The sequence below is a fragment of the Metabacillus niabensis genome (assembly GCF_902829255.1).
GTDB classification, from domain to species: Bacteria; Bacillota; Bacilli; order Bacillales; family Bacillaceae; genus Metabacillus; species Metabacillus niabensis.
In genome coordinates this window covers 1-16563 of sequence record NZ_CADEPK010000449.1, presented here as the reverse complement: position 1 = coordinate 16563, position 16563 = coordinate 1, and the positions used below count along the sequence as shown (strand labels likewise).

Here is a 16563-nt window from a genome sequence, read left to right as displayed (position 1 = left end):
TATATATCCTCCTTAATAAATAATAGGCAATCGTAATAAAAGATTTCTCTAGTTAAACTCGTATGTATATGTAAAATTTGAATACAAGCTTAAATGATTTTCAGAGAACTTCCTAAAAATAATAAACTCCCGCCACTGTGTAAAGAAATCCTCTTTCCACAGGGACGAGAGTAAGCTCGCGGTACCACCCTGATTACAGATTTTAAATAAAATCCATCACCTTTATTAATCCGTAACGAGGATGAAACGACAGTTTTTCTCTGTACTTAGGAGTAGCTTTCTGTTGTCCTTACTTTAGAATTTCTTCCAGCCAAGGAAATTCCTCTCTATAAAAGTGATACAACATACTTGTTCCATCATTGATTTGTCATTATTCTATCGTGAATTATAGACAAGCACATAGTAAATGTCAATGGTTCCTCCTCATTTGAACTAAGTGCACAACCATAACTCTTAAAACAACTACAACAGGAACTGCAACCATCATTCCAAGTACACCCCCAATTTCTCCACCAGCTAATAATGCGAGCATTATTACGATAGGATGCATATGTAAGCTCCTACCTACAATTAACGGACCGAGGATATTTCCTTCAAGAAATTGTAAAGACAAAATGATAATAATCACAACGATGATTGTTTTGGATGACATTGTTGCTGCAATAATTAGTGCTGGAACTGCACCAATTATTGGACCGAAATAAGGAATAATATTCGTTGTTCCAATAACAAGTCCTAAAATCAGTGGATATTTTACATTAAAAAACCATAATGATAAAAATGCAATTGTTCCGATTATAAAACAAACAAGCAATTGTCCTCTAATATAGTCACCTAGGGAATCGTCAATATCCCTTAAAAATTTTATCGCAGGCTTTCGTAACTTACGAGGGGTTAAATACCAAGCTGCTCGTTTTAGTTGCTCGTAATCCTTTAACATATAAAACACTAAAAATGGAATGATTGCGAGAAGTAAAACATAATCAACAAGATTTTTTATTCCATTCATTACCTTTTCAATTGTCAACACTAACCATTCTTCTGTTTGCTGAAGCATTCCATCAATTTTATCATGTATACCATCTGGCCAATTATCCGTTTGTGCATGAATCGAATTTATCCACTCTGTGTAAATTAATGAAATTTCCGGGAAATTCTCAGACAAATCTCTTAGCTGTGTTATGAGGAGAGGAATCCCGCGATAAAATCCATATCCTATTAATCCAAAAAATAAAAAATAGATAATTAAAATAGAAAGTGATCTTGGTACTCCAGTCCGATGCAGTTTTTCAATGATTGGATGAAGCAAATATGTAATAAATCCACTTATGAAGAAAGGGACTAAAATTGCCTTTACCATAAGAAAGAGAGGATTCCATATATAATGTATCTTAAAAAATATAAAAACCGTTAAAAAACTTAACAAAAGGATAGAAATAGTTAATAACCATTTAATTTGTCGGTCTCGCATCGCTCTCTCCTCCTCCCCCTTATTTTGGGAGGAAGTGAAGTTTTTATTCATAATGGCAGCAATGCATAACAATATATATAACGTAAAGAGCTGACAATTTGTCAGCTCTAATATACTTATCTAATTTTTCTTTTGTTACTTAAAACATTTTCATTACGCGATTACGCATTTTTTTCATTGAACGATTTGATGTCAAATTCGAATTACGAGCAAAATAATAAGCTGCTGCACCTAATCCAACAGACACTAATGAAGTTATCGTACGATTCATGCAAATCTCTCCTTTACATGCTTATTGATCGTTCATCATCAGAAAACAAATCATCCAATGAGCTTAATGTTCCATCCTCTTCAACTTGATGAGTTGAAATTTTACCTTTCGCAATGGAAAGCTCTATAAAACAACTCCAACAATAGTATTGATTTACACCGATTTTTCCAAGGTCTTTGCTTTTGCAATTCGGACACGAAAACAACTGGGACACCTCATTTAATCAAAAGTCGATGACGATCGCATCTTTGCTTATCGCAAGTGGTTCACCAGAAGCTTTTACAACTTTTTTTCCTTCTGTGAGGTCAGCAAAAAATCCGTCCGTCAATTCATATGCCTCAATTGTTTCCATTTCTTCAGAAATATATACATCCTCTAATAAACCGAGCTTTTCTCCTTCTTTAGTCAAAACCGATTTAAAATGAAGATGATCATATGGAATATATTCATCATTTGTTTTAACTGTTTGGAGTGGGAGTAACTTATCACGATCCTCAACCATTACACCATTTTCACCTAGTGCATGTATCGCCTCAATCGGGATAAACCGATCTCGATTGAGTAGTCCTTTCCCTTCCATGATTAGTCCGAATACTTGCCCCTTGGAGGATAAATATAAATCGGTAACATGTCCTAAAAGAAATGCACTTTTGTTACAATAAACCGGCATTCCTTTTAAGTTCGAGAATGTCCGCAAAGTCATCTCCACCTTTCCGAACATTCTTATGTTTCACTTGGTTCCATAAAGTCATACGGTGTAACGTTTTCCATGCCAATATTTGCATCTGAAACTGGAAAAGGTAATTCCTTCTGTAATTCATCCTCATCAATATTTCCCGTTAATTTCAACCGAAGACTTGTCTGTCTGTCAGAACTATCATTATTTTTTATTCCCCATTGTAATGCTTCCTTTTCACCGCATAATACTAATGACCGCTTACTTCTTGTTATCGCTGTGTAAATTAAGTTACGTCGTAACATTCGAAAATATCCCTTAACTATCGGAAGAACAACAATAGGGAATTCACTTCCTTGTGATTTATGAATTGAACAACAAAAGGCATGAGTAAATTGGTTAAAATCCTGTTTTGTATATGTGACTTCATTTCCATCAAAAGAAATAACAATCATATCTTCTTTTTCAGTGTTTTCCTTCGCATAAAAAATCGCGACAATTTCCCCAATATCACCATTGAAAACATTGCTTTCAGGCTGGTTGACTAGTTGAAGAACTTTATCTCCATTTCGATAAACGACGTCTCCATACTTTAACTCCCTTTTCCCTGGTTCCATCGGATTAAATATATCTTGAAGCAGCAAATTTAATTGGTCAATCCCAGCAGGACCTCGATACATTGGGGCTAACACTTGAATATCCTTAGCTGTATATCCTTTTCTTATTGCACTTTTAATGACCTTCTCTATTACTTCCTTCATTTGCGCTTGAGAACATTGGATAAATGAACGATCAGAAGTTGGAGCAGCGATATTAGCTGGTAAAGTACCTTTTTTTATTTCATGAGCCAGCTCAATTATTGAAGAGCCTTCTGCTTGGCGATAAATGTCGGTAAGTCGTACAGTAGGAATCATTTGTGATGCTAATAAGTCCCTTAACACTTGTCCTGGTCCAACAGAAGGTAGCTGGTCCTCATCGCCAACCATGATTACTTGAATGTTATCAGGTAATGCCTTAAATAGCTGATTAGCTATCCAAATATCAACCATTGATACCTCGTCAACAATTAATAATTTGCCCCCAATTGGATTATCCTCATCATGCTCAAATCCATCGGCTCCGTTCCATTTCAATAATCGATGAATCGTCACAGCTGGCATTCCTGTTGCCTCACTCATTCGCTTTGCTGCACGACCTGTAGGTGCAACAAGTACGATTGGAAATGGTTCTTCCTTTTTATAATCATTTAGATCAAGAGAACATCCATGTAAATCAGAATATATCTCAACAATCCCTTTTATTACTGTAGTTTTACCTGTTCCTGGACCGCCAGTTAACAATAGCATCGGTGACATTAATGCCTTTTGAATCGCATCCTTCTGTGTTGGTGCGTATTGTACTTTCATTCTTTCTTCAAGCGCTCCTAGAGAAAGAAGAAACTCTGACTCTGGAAAAAGATTGGAATATTCATCCTGTGCAAGAATTCTTTTAATATTTTTTGCGACTCCTTGTTCAGCATAAAAAAGCGAAGGAACATATGCTCTTTCGTCTTCAATTATGATTTTCTTCTCATTTCCTAAAGCGATAATTTGTGTAGATATCTCTGTCTCCTGGATAGGTGCTTGCTTTGATTGATTTAATAATTCCTTTGTTTTATGAATTAATTGTTCAATAGTTAAATAAACATGTCCTTCTTGAAGACACATGTATTCTACATTATAAAGACAAGCTGCTTTTATTCGTTCCGGGTCTTCCCCTGAAATCCCTAACTGATTACCGAGCTCATCTGCACGTAAAAATCCAATTCCTTCAACATCCTGAACTAATTGATATGGATTTTCTTGAATAACAGTTAATGTATTATCCTGATATGCCTGATAAATCTTCATTGCAAGCTGTGGACCAAAGCCAAATTGATTCAATGCAATCATGGTACGCTCTAGTCCTTGATGGGCAATAAGTGATTCAGCAAGTTGCTTCGCCTTTTCCCGATTTATTTTCGGAATATCTTCAAGAACTGATGGGTTCTCAAGTATTTTTGATATCGCGGAATCCCCTAGTTTTTCTACTATTGCTTCTGCTGTTTTTTTTCCTATTCCCTTAAACAGGTCACTTGATAAATATTGAATAATCCCATCTTTTGTTTGAGGAATTTCCTTTCGAAAATGTTCTGTTTGAAATTGAAGGCCAAACTTAGGATGATTTGTAAAGGCACCAAAAAAGGTATATGTTTCATCCTCATGCAGGAGTGGAAAGTAGCCCGTCACGGTGATTTCTTTCTCTTCTAACGGTTCACTTGACTCATGAATTCTAACTTTTAATACGGAATATAAGTTTTGTTCATTATGAAAAATGACAACCTTAACGAGTCCTTTAATATATTGTTTGTTTTCACCGAATAAATCTGCACTTTCCTGCATGATCTCACTCCTTTCAAACCCTATAGACTTGTAGGCTTAACATTCCTCTTTAAGAAAACAAATTAACATGATGAACTTCATAATTTTTCTCTTATCAGTCTTTTTCATTTTCATTGATTATTTTTAAAGCATGACTTGCAAGTATATGGTCAGATTGAATTTCCAATGCTTTCTTTAGCATCTCTTTTGCTTTTAAACTATTTTCTTTAAATGCATATGCAACTCCTAGATTATAAAAAGCATCTGCATGTTCCTCATTTATGTTAATAACCTTCTCGAATTGAACAATTGCTTCATCAACTAAATCCAATTGAGCTAAACATAAACCATATTGAAACCTTGCATCACTATCTTCCTCATTCAATTCAACAGATCGTTGAAAATATGGTAAAGCAAGTCTTATTTGGCCAATATTGACCATACACATCCCTAACATAAAAAATAAATCAGCATGATCCAATCCTTTTTTTAGTGCTTTTTCAAACATGTCTTTCGCCTTATCATATTGTTCTTGATTGTAAAAGACATTTCCTGCTCCATAATAAGCAGTAGCGACGTTTTTATCAATTTCTATAGCTCTTTCAAAAAATTTTAAAGCTCTCTTAAAATCATTCACTGCAGAAAGTAAGTTGCCAAAATTAATATAATTTATCGGATTGTTTGGATTTTCCTCAATTTCTTTTGAAAAAATCGTTGCCGCTTCCTCAAAATTCCCCTTCTGCATTGCTTCGATCCCTTTTTGTGCTTGCTCCACGTTATCCCTTCTTTCCATTCTTTATATGTATGAAATAATAGTTAACAGGTAAAAGGGGCTGACTCAAACAAATGTGTCAACCCCAATCTCTATACTATCTTACTTTTCTTATACATACCATAGCTTTTCACCATTTTTAAAAACATCGTCGATCGTGCCACCGCCAAGACATACTTCACCATCATAAAACACGACAGCTTGTCCAGGGGTCACTGCACGGATAGGTTTTTTAAATATCACTTTCGCTGTTGTCTCATCTAACATTTTCACTGTAACTTCATTGTCTTCCTGACGGTAACGGAATTTTGCAGTACATGTTAATTCAGAAACAGGCTTATCTGAAACCCAGCTCACATTTGTTGCAATAATTGAGTCTGAATATAATAGTTCATTATCAAATCCCTGAGCAACATATAACACATTTTTCTCTAAATCTTTTCCAACAGCAAACCATGGGTCTCCACTTCCGCCAATTCCAAGACCATGTCGTTGTCCAATTGTATAATACATTAAGCCATCATGCTTTCCTTTAACTTCTCCGTCTAGTGTTTGCATGAGTCCAGGTTGTGCTGGTAAATAACCACTTAGAAATTCCTTAAAGTTTCTTTCGCCGATAAAGCATATTCCCGTACTATCTTTTTTCGTTGCGGTAGCCAAATTAGCTTCTTTTGCCATTTCCCGTACTTTTGGCTTTTCAATATCTCCTATTGGAAACATAACTTTTGATAATTGTTCTTGTCCCAATTGATTTAGAAAATACGTTTGATCTTTATTATTATCAATTCCACGCAACATTTTGTACTCACCATCACGGTATTCAACTCGTGCATAATGACCTGTTGCTAAATAATCTGCTCCAAGGGACATTGCATGCTCTAAAAATGCTTTAAACTTAATTTCTTTATTACACATTACATCTGGATTTGGAGTCCGACCTGCTTTATATTCATCTAGAAAATACGTAAATACTTTTTCCCAGTATTGTTTCTCAAAGTTAACTGCATAATATGGAATACCAATTTGGTTACAAACCTCAATCACATCATTGTAATCTTCTGTAGCTGTGCATACTCCATTTTCATCCGTATCATCCCAGTTTTTCATGAAAATACCAATTACGTCATACCCTTGCTGTTTAAGCCTTAATGCTGCAACAGAGGAATCTACTCCTCCTGACATACCAACTACTACTCTTATATCTTTTGGATCTTTTTTCATGTTTTCACCCCCATTTATTTGCTTTTTGCTGTTCTTTTCACAATTTTTGCAATCTCATGTGCAGCATAGTTAATTTCCTCCATTTTAGTCCCATAGCCGAAACTAAAGCGGATTGATGACGTTATTCGATCAGACTCTTTTCCGAACATTGAAACTAATACATGTGACGGATCAACAGAGCCTGCAGTACATGCAGAACCGCTTGATGCAGCAATACCTGCTAAATCTAGATTAACAAGTAATGATTCAATATGCGTCTTCGGAAAGTACACATTGAATACGTGTGGTAAACCATTTAGCAAACCGTTTACTTCATACTCGAGCTGATATTCATCGAAAACCGATATCATTTCTTTTTTATATGAAAGGAAGACTTCCCTTTTTTGTTCAAGATTTTTCAAACTAAGTTCAGCAGCAAGACTAAAGCCGTAAATACCTGGTACGTTCTCTGTTCCCGCTCTTCGTTTTAATTCTTGCTCACCGCCATATAAAGTCGGTTTTAATTTAATACCTGATTTCGCATAAAGAAAACCAACACCTTTTGGGCCATTAATTTTATGTGCTGAAACAGATAATAAATCTACACCTAGTTCTTTTACATTTATTGGTTCAATTCCAAATGCTTGAACTGCATCAGTATGGAAAAATGCTTGATGAGACTCTAATAACTTGGAGATTTCTTTTATTGGTTGTATTGCACCTACTTCATTGTTTCCATACATTATTGTGACAAGGATTGTTTGATCAGTTAAATGCTTTTTAACATCATCAACAGATATGATTCCTTGATCATTAACTGGTAAATAAGTAACATCATACCCTATACTTTCAAGGTATTCGCAAGCACGTAAAACCGCATGATGCTCAATTTCAGTTGTTATAATATGATTTCCTTTATTGGAATGAGCTAATGCAGTTCCAATAATCGCAAGGTTATCTGCCTCTGTACCACCACTTGTAAAGATGATTTCAGATGATGTTGCACCAATTTTCAATGCGAGATTTCTTCTAGATTCATCGAGTATACGGCGGGCATCTCTGCCAAATGAATGGATACTTGAAGGATTGCCGAAGTGTTCTAACATAATTGGGAGCATTTTTTCTGCTACTTCTGGATGAAGCGGGGATGTTGCAGCATGATCCAGATAAATTCTTTTCACCTGAGCAACTCCTCCTTTCTTTTAATCAGGATGCACTAATAATAAATCGTCAAGCTTCCCATTTATTTTAGTTATTTGTTAATTTCTTAACAAGTATTTTGCTTTTGATTAAATATAGAACATATATGGCTCTTGTTCTCCGCCTTCTGTATAACTAGCTAAATCTTCAAGAGTTGTATTATCAATAACATCAACTACTGCATCTCGTATTTTAATCCATAATTGTCTTTTCGCTGGTTCCTCATCCTCTAGCACCTCAACTGGGCTAATCGGACCTTCCAATACTCTAATTATATCCCCTGATGTTATATTTGCCGGTTCATCACCTAAAATATAACCACCGTAAGCCCCACGAATACTTTTAACAAGTCTCGCATTACGCAAAGGAGCAATAAGTTGTTCTAAATAATGCTCAGATAGATTATGTGCTTGAGCAATACTTTTCAAGGAAGTCGGACCTTCTCCATGTTTTTTTGCTAACTCAATCATAATTGTTAAACCATATCGACCTTTTGTTGATATTTTCATACTAGCACCCCTATAATTTTCTTTCTAAAAAGCTTGTGTCATGAAAATTCCTATTATTACTGGAAAGCTTTAGCATTAAACCTGCTATCCATTTATCACAGTAAGGAATCATAAATCCTGCTACATAACCAATTGTTGCAGTAGCAATAATTGTTCCAATAAAGACCGGACCACCTAACAACCATCCAAAAAATAACACAATGACTTCAATGGTTCCTCTAATAAATGTAATAGATTTCCCAGTTTTATTTACTAATGCAATCATTAAACTATCTCTAGGTCCAGTACCACGTTTTGCAGATATATATAAGCCCATTCCATAGCATAAAATAATAATTCCTATAAGAAGCATAATCAATTTCCCAAAAATTGATACTGGTGTTTTCAGAAAAGGTACCATTAAGTACAAATCAATAAATATTCCAACAGATACCATATTCACAAATGCACCAAGCTTTGGTCTTTTTTTTGTTAATAATGAAGCAACAGACAGAACAAATAATCCTGTTATAATTGACCATGTACCAATTGTTAATCCAAATTGATAATAAAGCCCAATATGAAGGACGTCCCAAGCGGAGACACCTAAATTAGCCTTAATCGTTAACACAATTCCCAATGCCATAATTAGTAATCCGATAAAATAAATAAGCCAAGTCACTATTGGTTGAATGACATGATCGTTTTTCTTCAATTTGAGCTCCCCCGATATATAGAAGAAATTCTTGCTGAAGAACACTAGCCTATATTTCACAAATCTACTTTCCATACTTTGAACATTAGCCATTATAGCATATTATTAAGGGAAAGGGCATTAAAACCAACTAACTTGCTCGGGAAGTATCGTTTTACTTCTCAAGAACCATTACTTTATAATTTTTAATTAGGTACTTATCTAAAGTAATGTTTTTTCAGCTCAGCTTTGTAAAGGTTGATTTGCCGTATGTTTGATACTCCTTGAGGGATGCGGATAGGTTAATATTAAGCGAGTGTTTACACTAAAGGATCCCCCCTGAGAGAAGCAGTACTGTACGAGGAAATCAATCAAACACAACAACTAAGAAAAAGCAACAAAGCTTACGAAAACAGCCCTAATTAAAATCACATCATTTAAAAAACTACTATCATCTTTATTATATGTTTGGAGTGTTCTACATTGAAGCAACCACTTGCCTTTCGTATGCGGCCAAAAAAGCTAGAGGATATCATAGGACAAGAACATCTTGTTGGAAAGGGAAAAATCATCTATAGAATGGTTAAAGCAAAGCATTTATCTTCGATGATATTATATGGGCCACCTGGTATAGGTAAAACATCCATTGCCACAGCGATTGCTGGAAGTACAGACACAGCTTTTCGAAAATTAAATGCTGTAGTTAATAATAAAAAAGATATGGAAATTGTTGTTGAAGAGGCAAAAATGTCTGGAAAGGTTATCCTCATCCTTGATGAGGTCCATAGACTTGACAAAGCAAAACAAGATTTCCTATTACCTCATTTGGAAGACGGAAGAATTATTTTAATTGGAGCAACTACAAGTAACCCATACCATGCAATTAATCCTGCAATACGCAGTAGATGTCAAATTTTTGAACTACATCCGCTTAATGAAGAAAATTTAAAACAAGCTTTACTTCGAGCACTTCAAGACGAGGAAAATGGATTTGGCAAGCAAAAAATTGAATTAACAGATGAGGCTCTTCACCATTTTGCTACAAGCTGTGGTGGCGATGTACGCTCGGCTTTAAACGCTCTTGAATTAGCAATTATATCTACTGATGAGAATGAGGAAGGTACAAAAATCATTGATCTTACGATAGCAGAAGAATGTCTTCAAAAAAAGAGCTTTGTTCATGATAAAGATGGTGATGCTCATTATGATGTTCTTTCAGCGTTTCAAAAATCAATTAGAGGTTCGGATGTCAATGCCGCGCTTCACTATTTAGGAAGATTGATCGAAGCCGGAGATCTTGTTAGCATCAATCGCAGGTTATTAGTCATTGCCTACGAAGATATTGGACTTGCTAATCCTCAGGCTGGACCTAGAACACTATCAGCAATTGAAGCAACAGAGCGATTAGGATTTCCAGAAGCTAGAATTCCGCTCGCTAATGCTGTCATTGAATTATGTCTCTCTCCAAAATCTAATAGTGCCTACCAAGCATTAGATAGAGCAATAGCTGATATCCGTTCAGGAAGAGCAGGAGAAATCCCTCTCCATTTAAAGGATGCTCATTATCAAGGGGCAAAATCTTTAGGAAGAGGCGTCGATTATCTCTATCCACATGACTTTGAAAATGGATGGGTAAAACAACAATATTTACCTGATAATTTAAAGGATAAAGTCTATTACGAACCAAAAAGGACTGGCAAATTCGAATTAGCTTTAAGTCAAATTTATGAAAACCTTATGAATCAACAAAAAAAGTAGGGCTAGTACGTTTAAGTAAAATTGTTTGCATAGTTAAAACTATTCTGTGGAAAGGATAACATTAGACTTTCTTGAAATGAAAGAGGAGGCGAGCTGTCGAATCGTGATAAACAAACCAAGATTTTGGACTGAAAAGGAAGATGCAATTCTTGCCAACTCGATGTTAAAATCTATAAAAGACGGAGATACTTTGGCTTCAGGATATGCTGAAGCAGGAGAAAAATTAAATAGATCGATAGCAGCCTGTCGTAATCGTTGGAACTCTGTAATCCGTAGAAATTATGAAACGGAAATAAAAAAAGCAAAACAACATAAAATGGAGAAAACTCATGATGTAGTTGGTCATTTAATAAAGGAAGAAGAAACTTTACAAGTTGCTGAAATGAATCATAATCAAAAGAAGTTAACAGAAACAAAATTAGAGGAACAATTCCTTCCAGACATTCAACATATTACTATTGAAGACTGTATAGAATATTTAACTAATTCCCAAAGTATGAAAGAAAAAAATCAGAAATTAAAGGCTGAAAATCTACTCCTTAAGAATAAAAATGAACGCCTAAAATTGAAGTACAATGAACTAGTTAAAAAGAAGCGACAAAATGAAAAAAAATATTACACACTTATGAAAATTGTTCAGCAGGCAAGCAAACTTAATGATGACTCCTTAGAAAATAAAAAATTACTTCATTAAAGAAGAGGCATTCTCATGCCTCTTCTTTTTACAATTAAATTAATAAATTCGGGTGAACCTTTCTATCTAAAAATAATTGCAGCTACTCCCCATTTCTCCTATTCATCTTTTACACGAACAATTTTAATATCCTTTAATAAATCAGAAATAACGTACCCACCCATAATTAAACCAGCTACGGAAGGAACAAAAGCGTTTGAGGATGGAGGCATTTTTGCTTTTCTTATTGATGCAGCATCATTTCCAACCTCTTTTCGAATATCTTCACGAATGACGATCGGACTTTCATCTGAAAAGACAACCTTAATACCCTTTCTAATACCTTCTTTTCGTAATCTTGTTCGAATAACCTTTGCAATAGGATCAGTATGTGTTTTCGAAATATCTGCTACTTGAAATCGCGTCGGATCCATTTTATTTGCCGCACCCATACTTGAAATAATCGGGATATTCCGCTTTAGACACTCTTTCATAAGATGAATTTTATATGCGATCGTGTCTGAGGCATCGATAACATAATCCAATTTATAATCAAAGAACTGTTCATAAGTTTCTTCAGTATAAAACATCTTTAATGAAATAACTTCACATTCAGGGTTAATATCTTTTATACGCGCTTCCATTAAATCAACTTTTGGTTTACCAATAGTTGAAAGCAAGGCATGAATTTGTCGATTAACATTCGTAATATCAACATCATCCTTATCAACTAAAACGATTCTTCCAACTCCAGATCTCGCAAGTGCCTCTGCAGAGAAAGAGCCAACACCGCCGACACCTAATACAGCTACCGTACTATTTTTAAGAATTTCTAATCCTTCTTTACCAATTGCTAATTCATTTCGAGAAAATTGATGTAGCAAACTAACTCACTCCATTTATCATTCATTTCTGCGCCATACGAGTAATGACAGTATTTTTACCTGAAGAAGAATATAACATACATTGTTGAAAAAGCAAGTCCTTTCCGTTTAATTTGACGTTTGTCTACTCACACTTCAATTATGATTAAACATGTAGTATGATCACCTCATCATACATACCTGTTACTACTTGATAACACATTTTTAATATGATATTATTTGTTCATAAATATGAAAGCGCAATCATAGTCCTGATGTGTTCGTTGTACACCTAGTTTTGACCTAACATTTTTTTTTATGGGAGCTTGCGTTTCCTCGGAAAGTAAACGCCTCTAATTTCGGATTACGAGGACTTACAAACCGCGGAATAAAGCACCCACCTGCTAAGGGCGGGCTCAAAACGAGGGAAACGGCGACGGCACGTTCGGGACTTCTTTATTATAATAGCTCAGGATATATATTGTTTGAATTCAATAGTAAATACTCAAACTATTTTTACCTTGAAAAAGACCTATTCCATCATGTGAAATAGGTCTTTCTGTCATTAAAGGTCGCGAAGCTCTAAATTTAATTCTTCAAGCTGTGCTTCACTTACAGCACTTGGTGCATTCGTTAATAAATCACTTGCACTTGCTGTTTTCGGGAAAGCAATTGTATCTCTTAGATTTGAACGACCAGCTAATAACATAACAAGTCTGTCTAAGCCTAACGCGATTCCACCATGTGGAGGTGTACCGTATTCAAACGCATCAAGTAAGAATCCAAATTGTTCATACGCTTCTTCCTGTGTAAAGCCTAATAGCTTAAACATTTTTTCTTGGATATCTTTTTCGAAAATACGGATTGAACCGCCACCTAATTCATATCCATTTAGAACAATGTCATAAGCCTGTGCTTTCATGCTAGCTGGATCTGTCTCGAATAAATCTAAATCCTCACGAGCAGGCATTGTGAAAGGATGATGTGCAGCATAATAACGTTTTGTCGCTTCATCATATTCTAATAATGGCCAGTCTACAACCCAGAGGAAATTATATTTTGTTTCATCAATCAACTCAAGCTCTTTTCCAAGCTTTAAGCGTAATGCTCCTAGTGCATCGGCTACAACCTTTTTCTTATCAGCAACAAAAACAAGTAAGTCACCGACTGATGCTTCCATCGTTTTTACTAATTGGTTTTGCTCTTCTTCTGTAAAGAATTTAATAATTGGTCCTTTTAAGCCATCCTCTTCAACCTTTAACCAAGCTAACCCTTTAGCACCATATGGAGCTACAAATTCTGCTAATGCATCCATATCTTTTCGAGAATATCTATCAGCAGCACCTTTAACATTAATCGATTTCACTTGACCACCATTTGCTACAACCGTACTAAATACTTTTAGACCACTATCTTTTACAATTTCACCAACATCAACTAATTCTAATCCAAAGCGGGTATCTGGTTTATCTGAACCGAATCGTCCCATTGCTTCTTCATATGACATTCTTTGGAATGGAAGTTCAACCTCAATGCCCTTTGTTTCCCTCATGATTCTTGCCATCATTTGTTCTGTCATTGTCATAATATCATCTTGACTCATAAATGAAGCCTCAATATCAATTTGAGTAAATTCAGGTTGTCTATCCGCACGTAAATCCTCATCACGGAAGCAGCGCGCTACTTGATAATACTTATCAAATCCAGAAACCATTAAGAGTTGCTTAAAGATTTGTGGTGATTGTGGCAATGCGTAAAATTCACCTTCATGTACACGGCTTGGAACTAAATAATCACGAGCACCTTCTGGAGTACTTTTAGTTAAGATTGGTGTTTCAATATCAAGAAAACCATTCTCATCTAAAAAATTGCGCATAGATCTTGTAACTTCATGACGCATTTTAATCGTATTAAACAATGCAGGTCTTCTTAAATCTAAATAGCGATATTTTAAGCGAACATCCTCTGAAACTTCATCTGATTTATCTTCAATTAGAAATGGTGGGTTTTTCGCTGCGTTAATGATTGTTACACTTTCAACAAGAACCTCAATTTTACCAGTAGGTATATTCGGATTAATAGTTTCTTCATCACGTTCAACAACTTTACCAGTAATATCAAGAACGTATTCACTACGAACTCTTTCTGCAATTGCTAAAGCTTCCTCAGAAATTTCTGGATTAAAAACAACTTGAACAACACCCGAACGATCACGAAGATCAATAAAAATAACCCCACCTAAATCACGACGCTTCGCAACCCATCCTTTTAATACAACCTTCTCACCAATAGCAGACTCTGGTACTTCACCACAGTAATATGTACGACCGAACATATAACCCTCTCCTTTTGTATATATAAAATAATTGATTTTTCCTTTAATTACGTTGTTGCTTCAAATATTCAATTACACCATCAATTGGAACCTCTTCCTGTGTTCCTGTTTCCATATTTTTCACAGAGATAACATTTTTCACAAGCTCATCTTCACCTAAAACAGCAACATATTTAGCTTGATGACGATCAGCTGCTTTAAATTGAGCTTTTACCTTTTTGTCCTCATAATCTTTTTCAGCTTTTAAACCGGCTTTTCTCATTTCAAAAAGCAATGAAACTGTTCTATCCTTTGCAGCCTCTCCCATCGCAACTAAATAACAGTCAATTGATGAGGAAATAGGGAGGCTAACTCCTTCAGCATCAAGCGCAGCTAAAAGTCTTTCAATACTTAATGCAAAACCGATACCAGGAGTCTCTGGACCGCCGATTTCCTTAGCAAGGCCGTTATACCTTCCGCCACCACATAAAGTTGTAATCGCTCCAAATCCTTCAGCATTACTCATAATTTCAAAGGCGGTATGATTGTAATAATCTAATCCTCTCACAAGCCCTGGATCGACTTCAAAATCGATTCCATTTGATGTTAAATATTGTTGAACCTTATTAAAATAAGCTTTTGATTCATCATTTAAATATTCAAGAATCGATGGGGCCGATGCCATTAATTCATGGTCATGATCTTTTTTACAATCTAATATACGTAGAGGATTTTGCTGTAATCGCTTTTGACAGTCAGAACAAAACTCTCCTATTCTCGGTTCAAAGTGCGCGATTAACGCTTCACGATGTGCTATACGACTTTCTGCATCCCCTAAACTATTTATTACGAGTTTAAGACTTTTTAAGCCTAGAGTTTGATAAAGCGACATCGCAAGTGAGATGACCTCCGCATCAATAGCAGGGTCATTACTTCCAAGTGCTTCGATTCCAAACTGAACAAATTGGCGGAATCTTCCTGTTTGTGGGCGCTCATATCGAAACATTGGACCAATATAATATAGTTTTGTTGGTTGTGATGGGTTAGCATAAAGCTTTTTCTCTACAAAAGCACGTACAGTTGACGCTGTCCCTTCTGGTCTCAATGTAATACTTCTGCCTTTTCGATCAAGAAAAGTATACATTTCCTTTTGAACAATATCTGTACTTTCACCAACACCTCTTGCAAATAATTCTGTATGCTCAAATATCGGTGTTCGAATTTCCTTATACTGATATCTTTCACATAAATCTCTTGCAGTTTTTTCAATAAACTGCCACTTTTCAACCTCTCCAGGTAAAATATCCTGTGTTCCTCTAGGAATCTGGAATGACATAACTTTCTCCTCCAATTCTAAAAAGCAAAACATCTTACTTTCACACTTTTAAGATTCGTTCAATACCTATTAATTGTTCGTGAAAAAACCGACATTTGTATTCTCACGCTTTAAAATGACTAAACGAAACAAATTTAGAAGATTACTTTATACAGATGAATCTAATACGCAATTATGTAAAAGCATTAGCTATATTAAGCTTTTAAGAAGCTTTTTTTATTGTTAGCTGATACGTTCACTTCTTCAGGCAGTTACGAAGTCTCCTCGTCGCATTACTTCTAAGAAAGCTCCCTATAATAAAACTCTTCTTGAAGCAGGAATCTGCTGGCATTAACCCACAAATGTTTACAAATTAGAAAATAGAAAATAAACTTCATTATTTCTGAAAATTAAAAAACTCCCGTCTCTACAAAATGTAGGGACGAGAGTTATACCCGTGGTTCCACCC

At 35.3% G+C, this 16563-nt stretch carries 15 protein-coding genes, 1 other RNA gene and 1 other annotated feature; of the genes, 3 read left to right on the top strand and 13 right to left on the bottom strand.

Annotation, left to right across the window (positions count from 1 at the left end; all coding sequences use genetic code 11):
- Nucleotides 1–157: 157 nt before the first annotated feature.
- Nucleotides 158–369: a binding site (T-box leader), on the bottom strand.
- A 40-nt stretch (nucleotides 370–409) separates the two neighbouring features.
- The 10 genes from HU235_RS24310 to HU235_RS24265 all read right to left on the bottom strand — a co-directional run bounded on the left by HU235_RS24310 (nucleotide 410) and on the right by HU235_RS24265 (nucleotide 9123).
- Nucleotides 410–1471, bottom strand: a complete 1062-nt coding sequence (locus tag HU235_RS24310) for an AI-2E family transporter (protein ID WP_095302922.1) — start codon at nucleotides 1469–1471, stop codon at nucleotides 410–412.
- A gap of 139 nt (nucleotides 1472–1610) precedes the next feature.
- The gene (locus tag HU235_RS24305) at nucleotides 1611–1742 is read right to left on the bottom strand and encodes a YrzQ family protein (RefSeq protein ID WP_095302923.1); all 132 of its coding nucleotides are present in this window, start codon (nucleotides 1740–1742) and stop codon (nucleotides 1611–1613) included.
- Nucleotides 1743–1755: 13 nt separating this feature from the next.
- Nucleotides 1756–1947 carry a hypothetical protein gene (locus HU235_RS24300; RefSeq protein ID WP_095302924.1) on the bottom strand — a complete coding sequence of 64 codons (192 nt, stop codon included), beginning with the start codon at nucleotides 1945–1947 and terminating at the stop codon, nucleotides 1756–1758.
- Between the two features lie 18 nt (nucleotides 1948–1965).
- Nucleotides 1966–2439 carry a PRC-barrel domain-containing protein gene (locus tag HU235_RS24295; protein WP_095302925.1) on the bottom strand — a complete coding sequence of 158 codons (474 nt, stop codon included), beginning with the start codon at nucleotides 2437–2439 and terminating at the stop codon, nucleotides 1966–1968.
- A 26-nt stretch (nucleotides 2440–2465) separates the two neighbouring features.
- Nucleotides 2466–4838, bottom strand: a complete 2373-nt coding sequence (recD2, locus tag HU235_RS24290; RefSeq protein WP_095302926.1) for an SF1B family DNA helicase RecD2 — start codon at nucleotides 4836–4838, stop codon at nucleotides 2466–2468.
- A 94-nt stretch (nucleotides 4839–4932) separates the two neighbouring features.
- Entirely contained in the window at nucleotides 4933–5592 is a 660-nt protein-coding gene (locus tag HU235_RS24285) for a tetratricopeptide repeat protein (protein WP_174881862.1), read from the bottom strand.
- Nucleotides 5593–5700: 108 nt separating this feature from the next.
- Nucleotides 5701–6810, bottom strand: coding sequence for a tRNA 2-thiouridine(34) synthase MnmA (gene mnmA / locus HU235_RS24280; RefSeq protein ID WP_095302928.1), 1110 nt, complete (start codon nucleotides 6808–6810; stop codon nucleotides 5701–5703).
- 14 nt (nucleotides 6811–6824) lie between these two features.
- On the bottom strand, nucleotides 6825–7970 hold the full coding sequence (locus tag HU235_RS24275; RefSeq protein WP_145583253.1) for a cysteine desulfurase family protein: 1146 nt from the start codon (nucleotides 7968–7970) through the stop codon (nucleotides 6825–6827).
- Between the two features lie 108 nt (nucleotides 7971–8078).
- Nucleotides 8079–8498, bottom strand: coding sequence for a cysteine metabolism transcriptional regulator CymR (gene cymR, locus HU235_RS24270; RefSeq protein WP_095302930.1), 420 nt, complete (start codon nucleotides 8496–8498; stop codon nucleotides 8079–8081).
- Between the two features lie 10 nt (nucleotides 8499–8508).
- The gene (locus HU235_RS24265; RefSeq protein ID WP_233452424.1) at nucleotides 8509–9123 is read right to left on the bottom strand and encodes a YczE/YyaS/YitT family protein; all 615 of its coding nucleotides are present in this window, start codon (nucleotides 9121–9123) and stop codon (nucleotides 8509–8511) included.
- 555 nt (nucleotides 9124–9678) lie between these two features.
- Here HU235_RS24265 and HU235_RS24260 point away from each other — a divergent pair.
- Together HU235_RS24260 and HU235_RS24255 are read left to right on the top strand one after the other, a co-directional pair.
- Nucleotides 9679–10929, top strand: coding sequence for a replication-associated recombination protein A (locus HU235_RS24260; RefSeq protein WP_095302937.1), 1251 nt, complete (start codon nucleotides 9679–9681; stop codon nucleotides 10927–10929).
- 103 nt (nucleotides 10930–11032) lie between these two features.
- Nucleotides 11033–11623: a hypothetical protein gene (locus tag HU235_RS24255; protein ID WP_174881861.1), complete on the top strand. Its 591-nt coding sequence runs from the start codon at nucleotides 11033–11035 to the stop codon at nucleotides 11621–11623.
- Between the two features lie 98 nt (nucleotides 11624–11721).
- On the opposite strand, the gene HU235_RS24250 is transcribed toward HU235_RS24255, so the two are convergent.
- Nucleotides 11722–12486, bottom strand: a complete 765-nt coding sequence (locus tag HU235_RS24250; RefSeq protein WP_174881860.1) for a tRNA threonylcarbamoyladenosine dehydratase — start codon at nucleotides 12484–12486, stop codon at nucleotides 11722–11724.
- Between the two features lie 245 nt (nucleotides 12487–12731).
- On the opposite strand from HU235_RS24250, the gene ssrS reads away from it, so the two are divergent.
- Nucleotides 12732–12921, top strand: a non-coding RNA gene (gene ssrS, locus HU235_RS24245) — 6S RNA.
- Between the two features lie 109 nt (nucleotides 12922–13030).
- Here ssrS and aspS read toward each other — a convergent pair.
- Together aspS and hisS are read right to left on the bottom strand one after the other, a co-directional pair.
- Complete coding sequence (aspS, locus tag HU235_RS24240; RefSeq protein ID WP_095302934.1) at nucleotides 13031–14800, bottom strand: aspartate--tRNA ligase; 1770 nt, start codon at nucleotides 14798–14800, stop codon at nucleotides 13031–13033.
- A 43-nt stretch (nucleotides 14801–14843) separates the two neighbouring features.
- Complete coding sequence (gene hisS, locus HU235_RS24235; protein ID WP_095302935.1) at nucleotides 14844–16115, bottom strand: histidine--tRNA ligase; 1272 nt, start codon at nucleotides 16113–16115, stop codon at nucleotides 14844–14846.
- Between the last annotated feature and the right edge of the window lie 448 nt (nucleotides 16116–16563).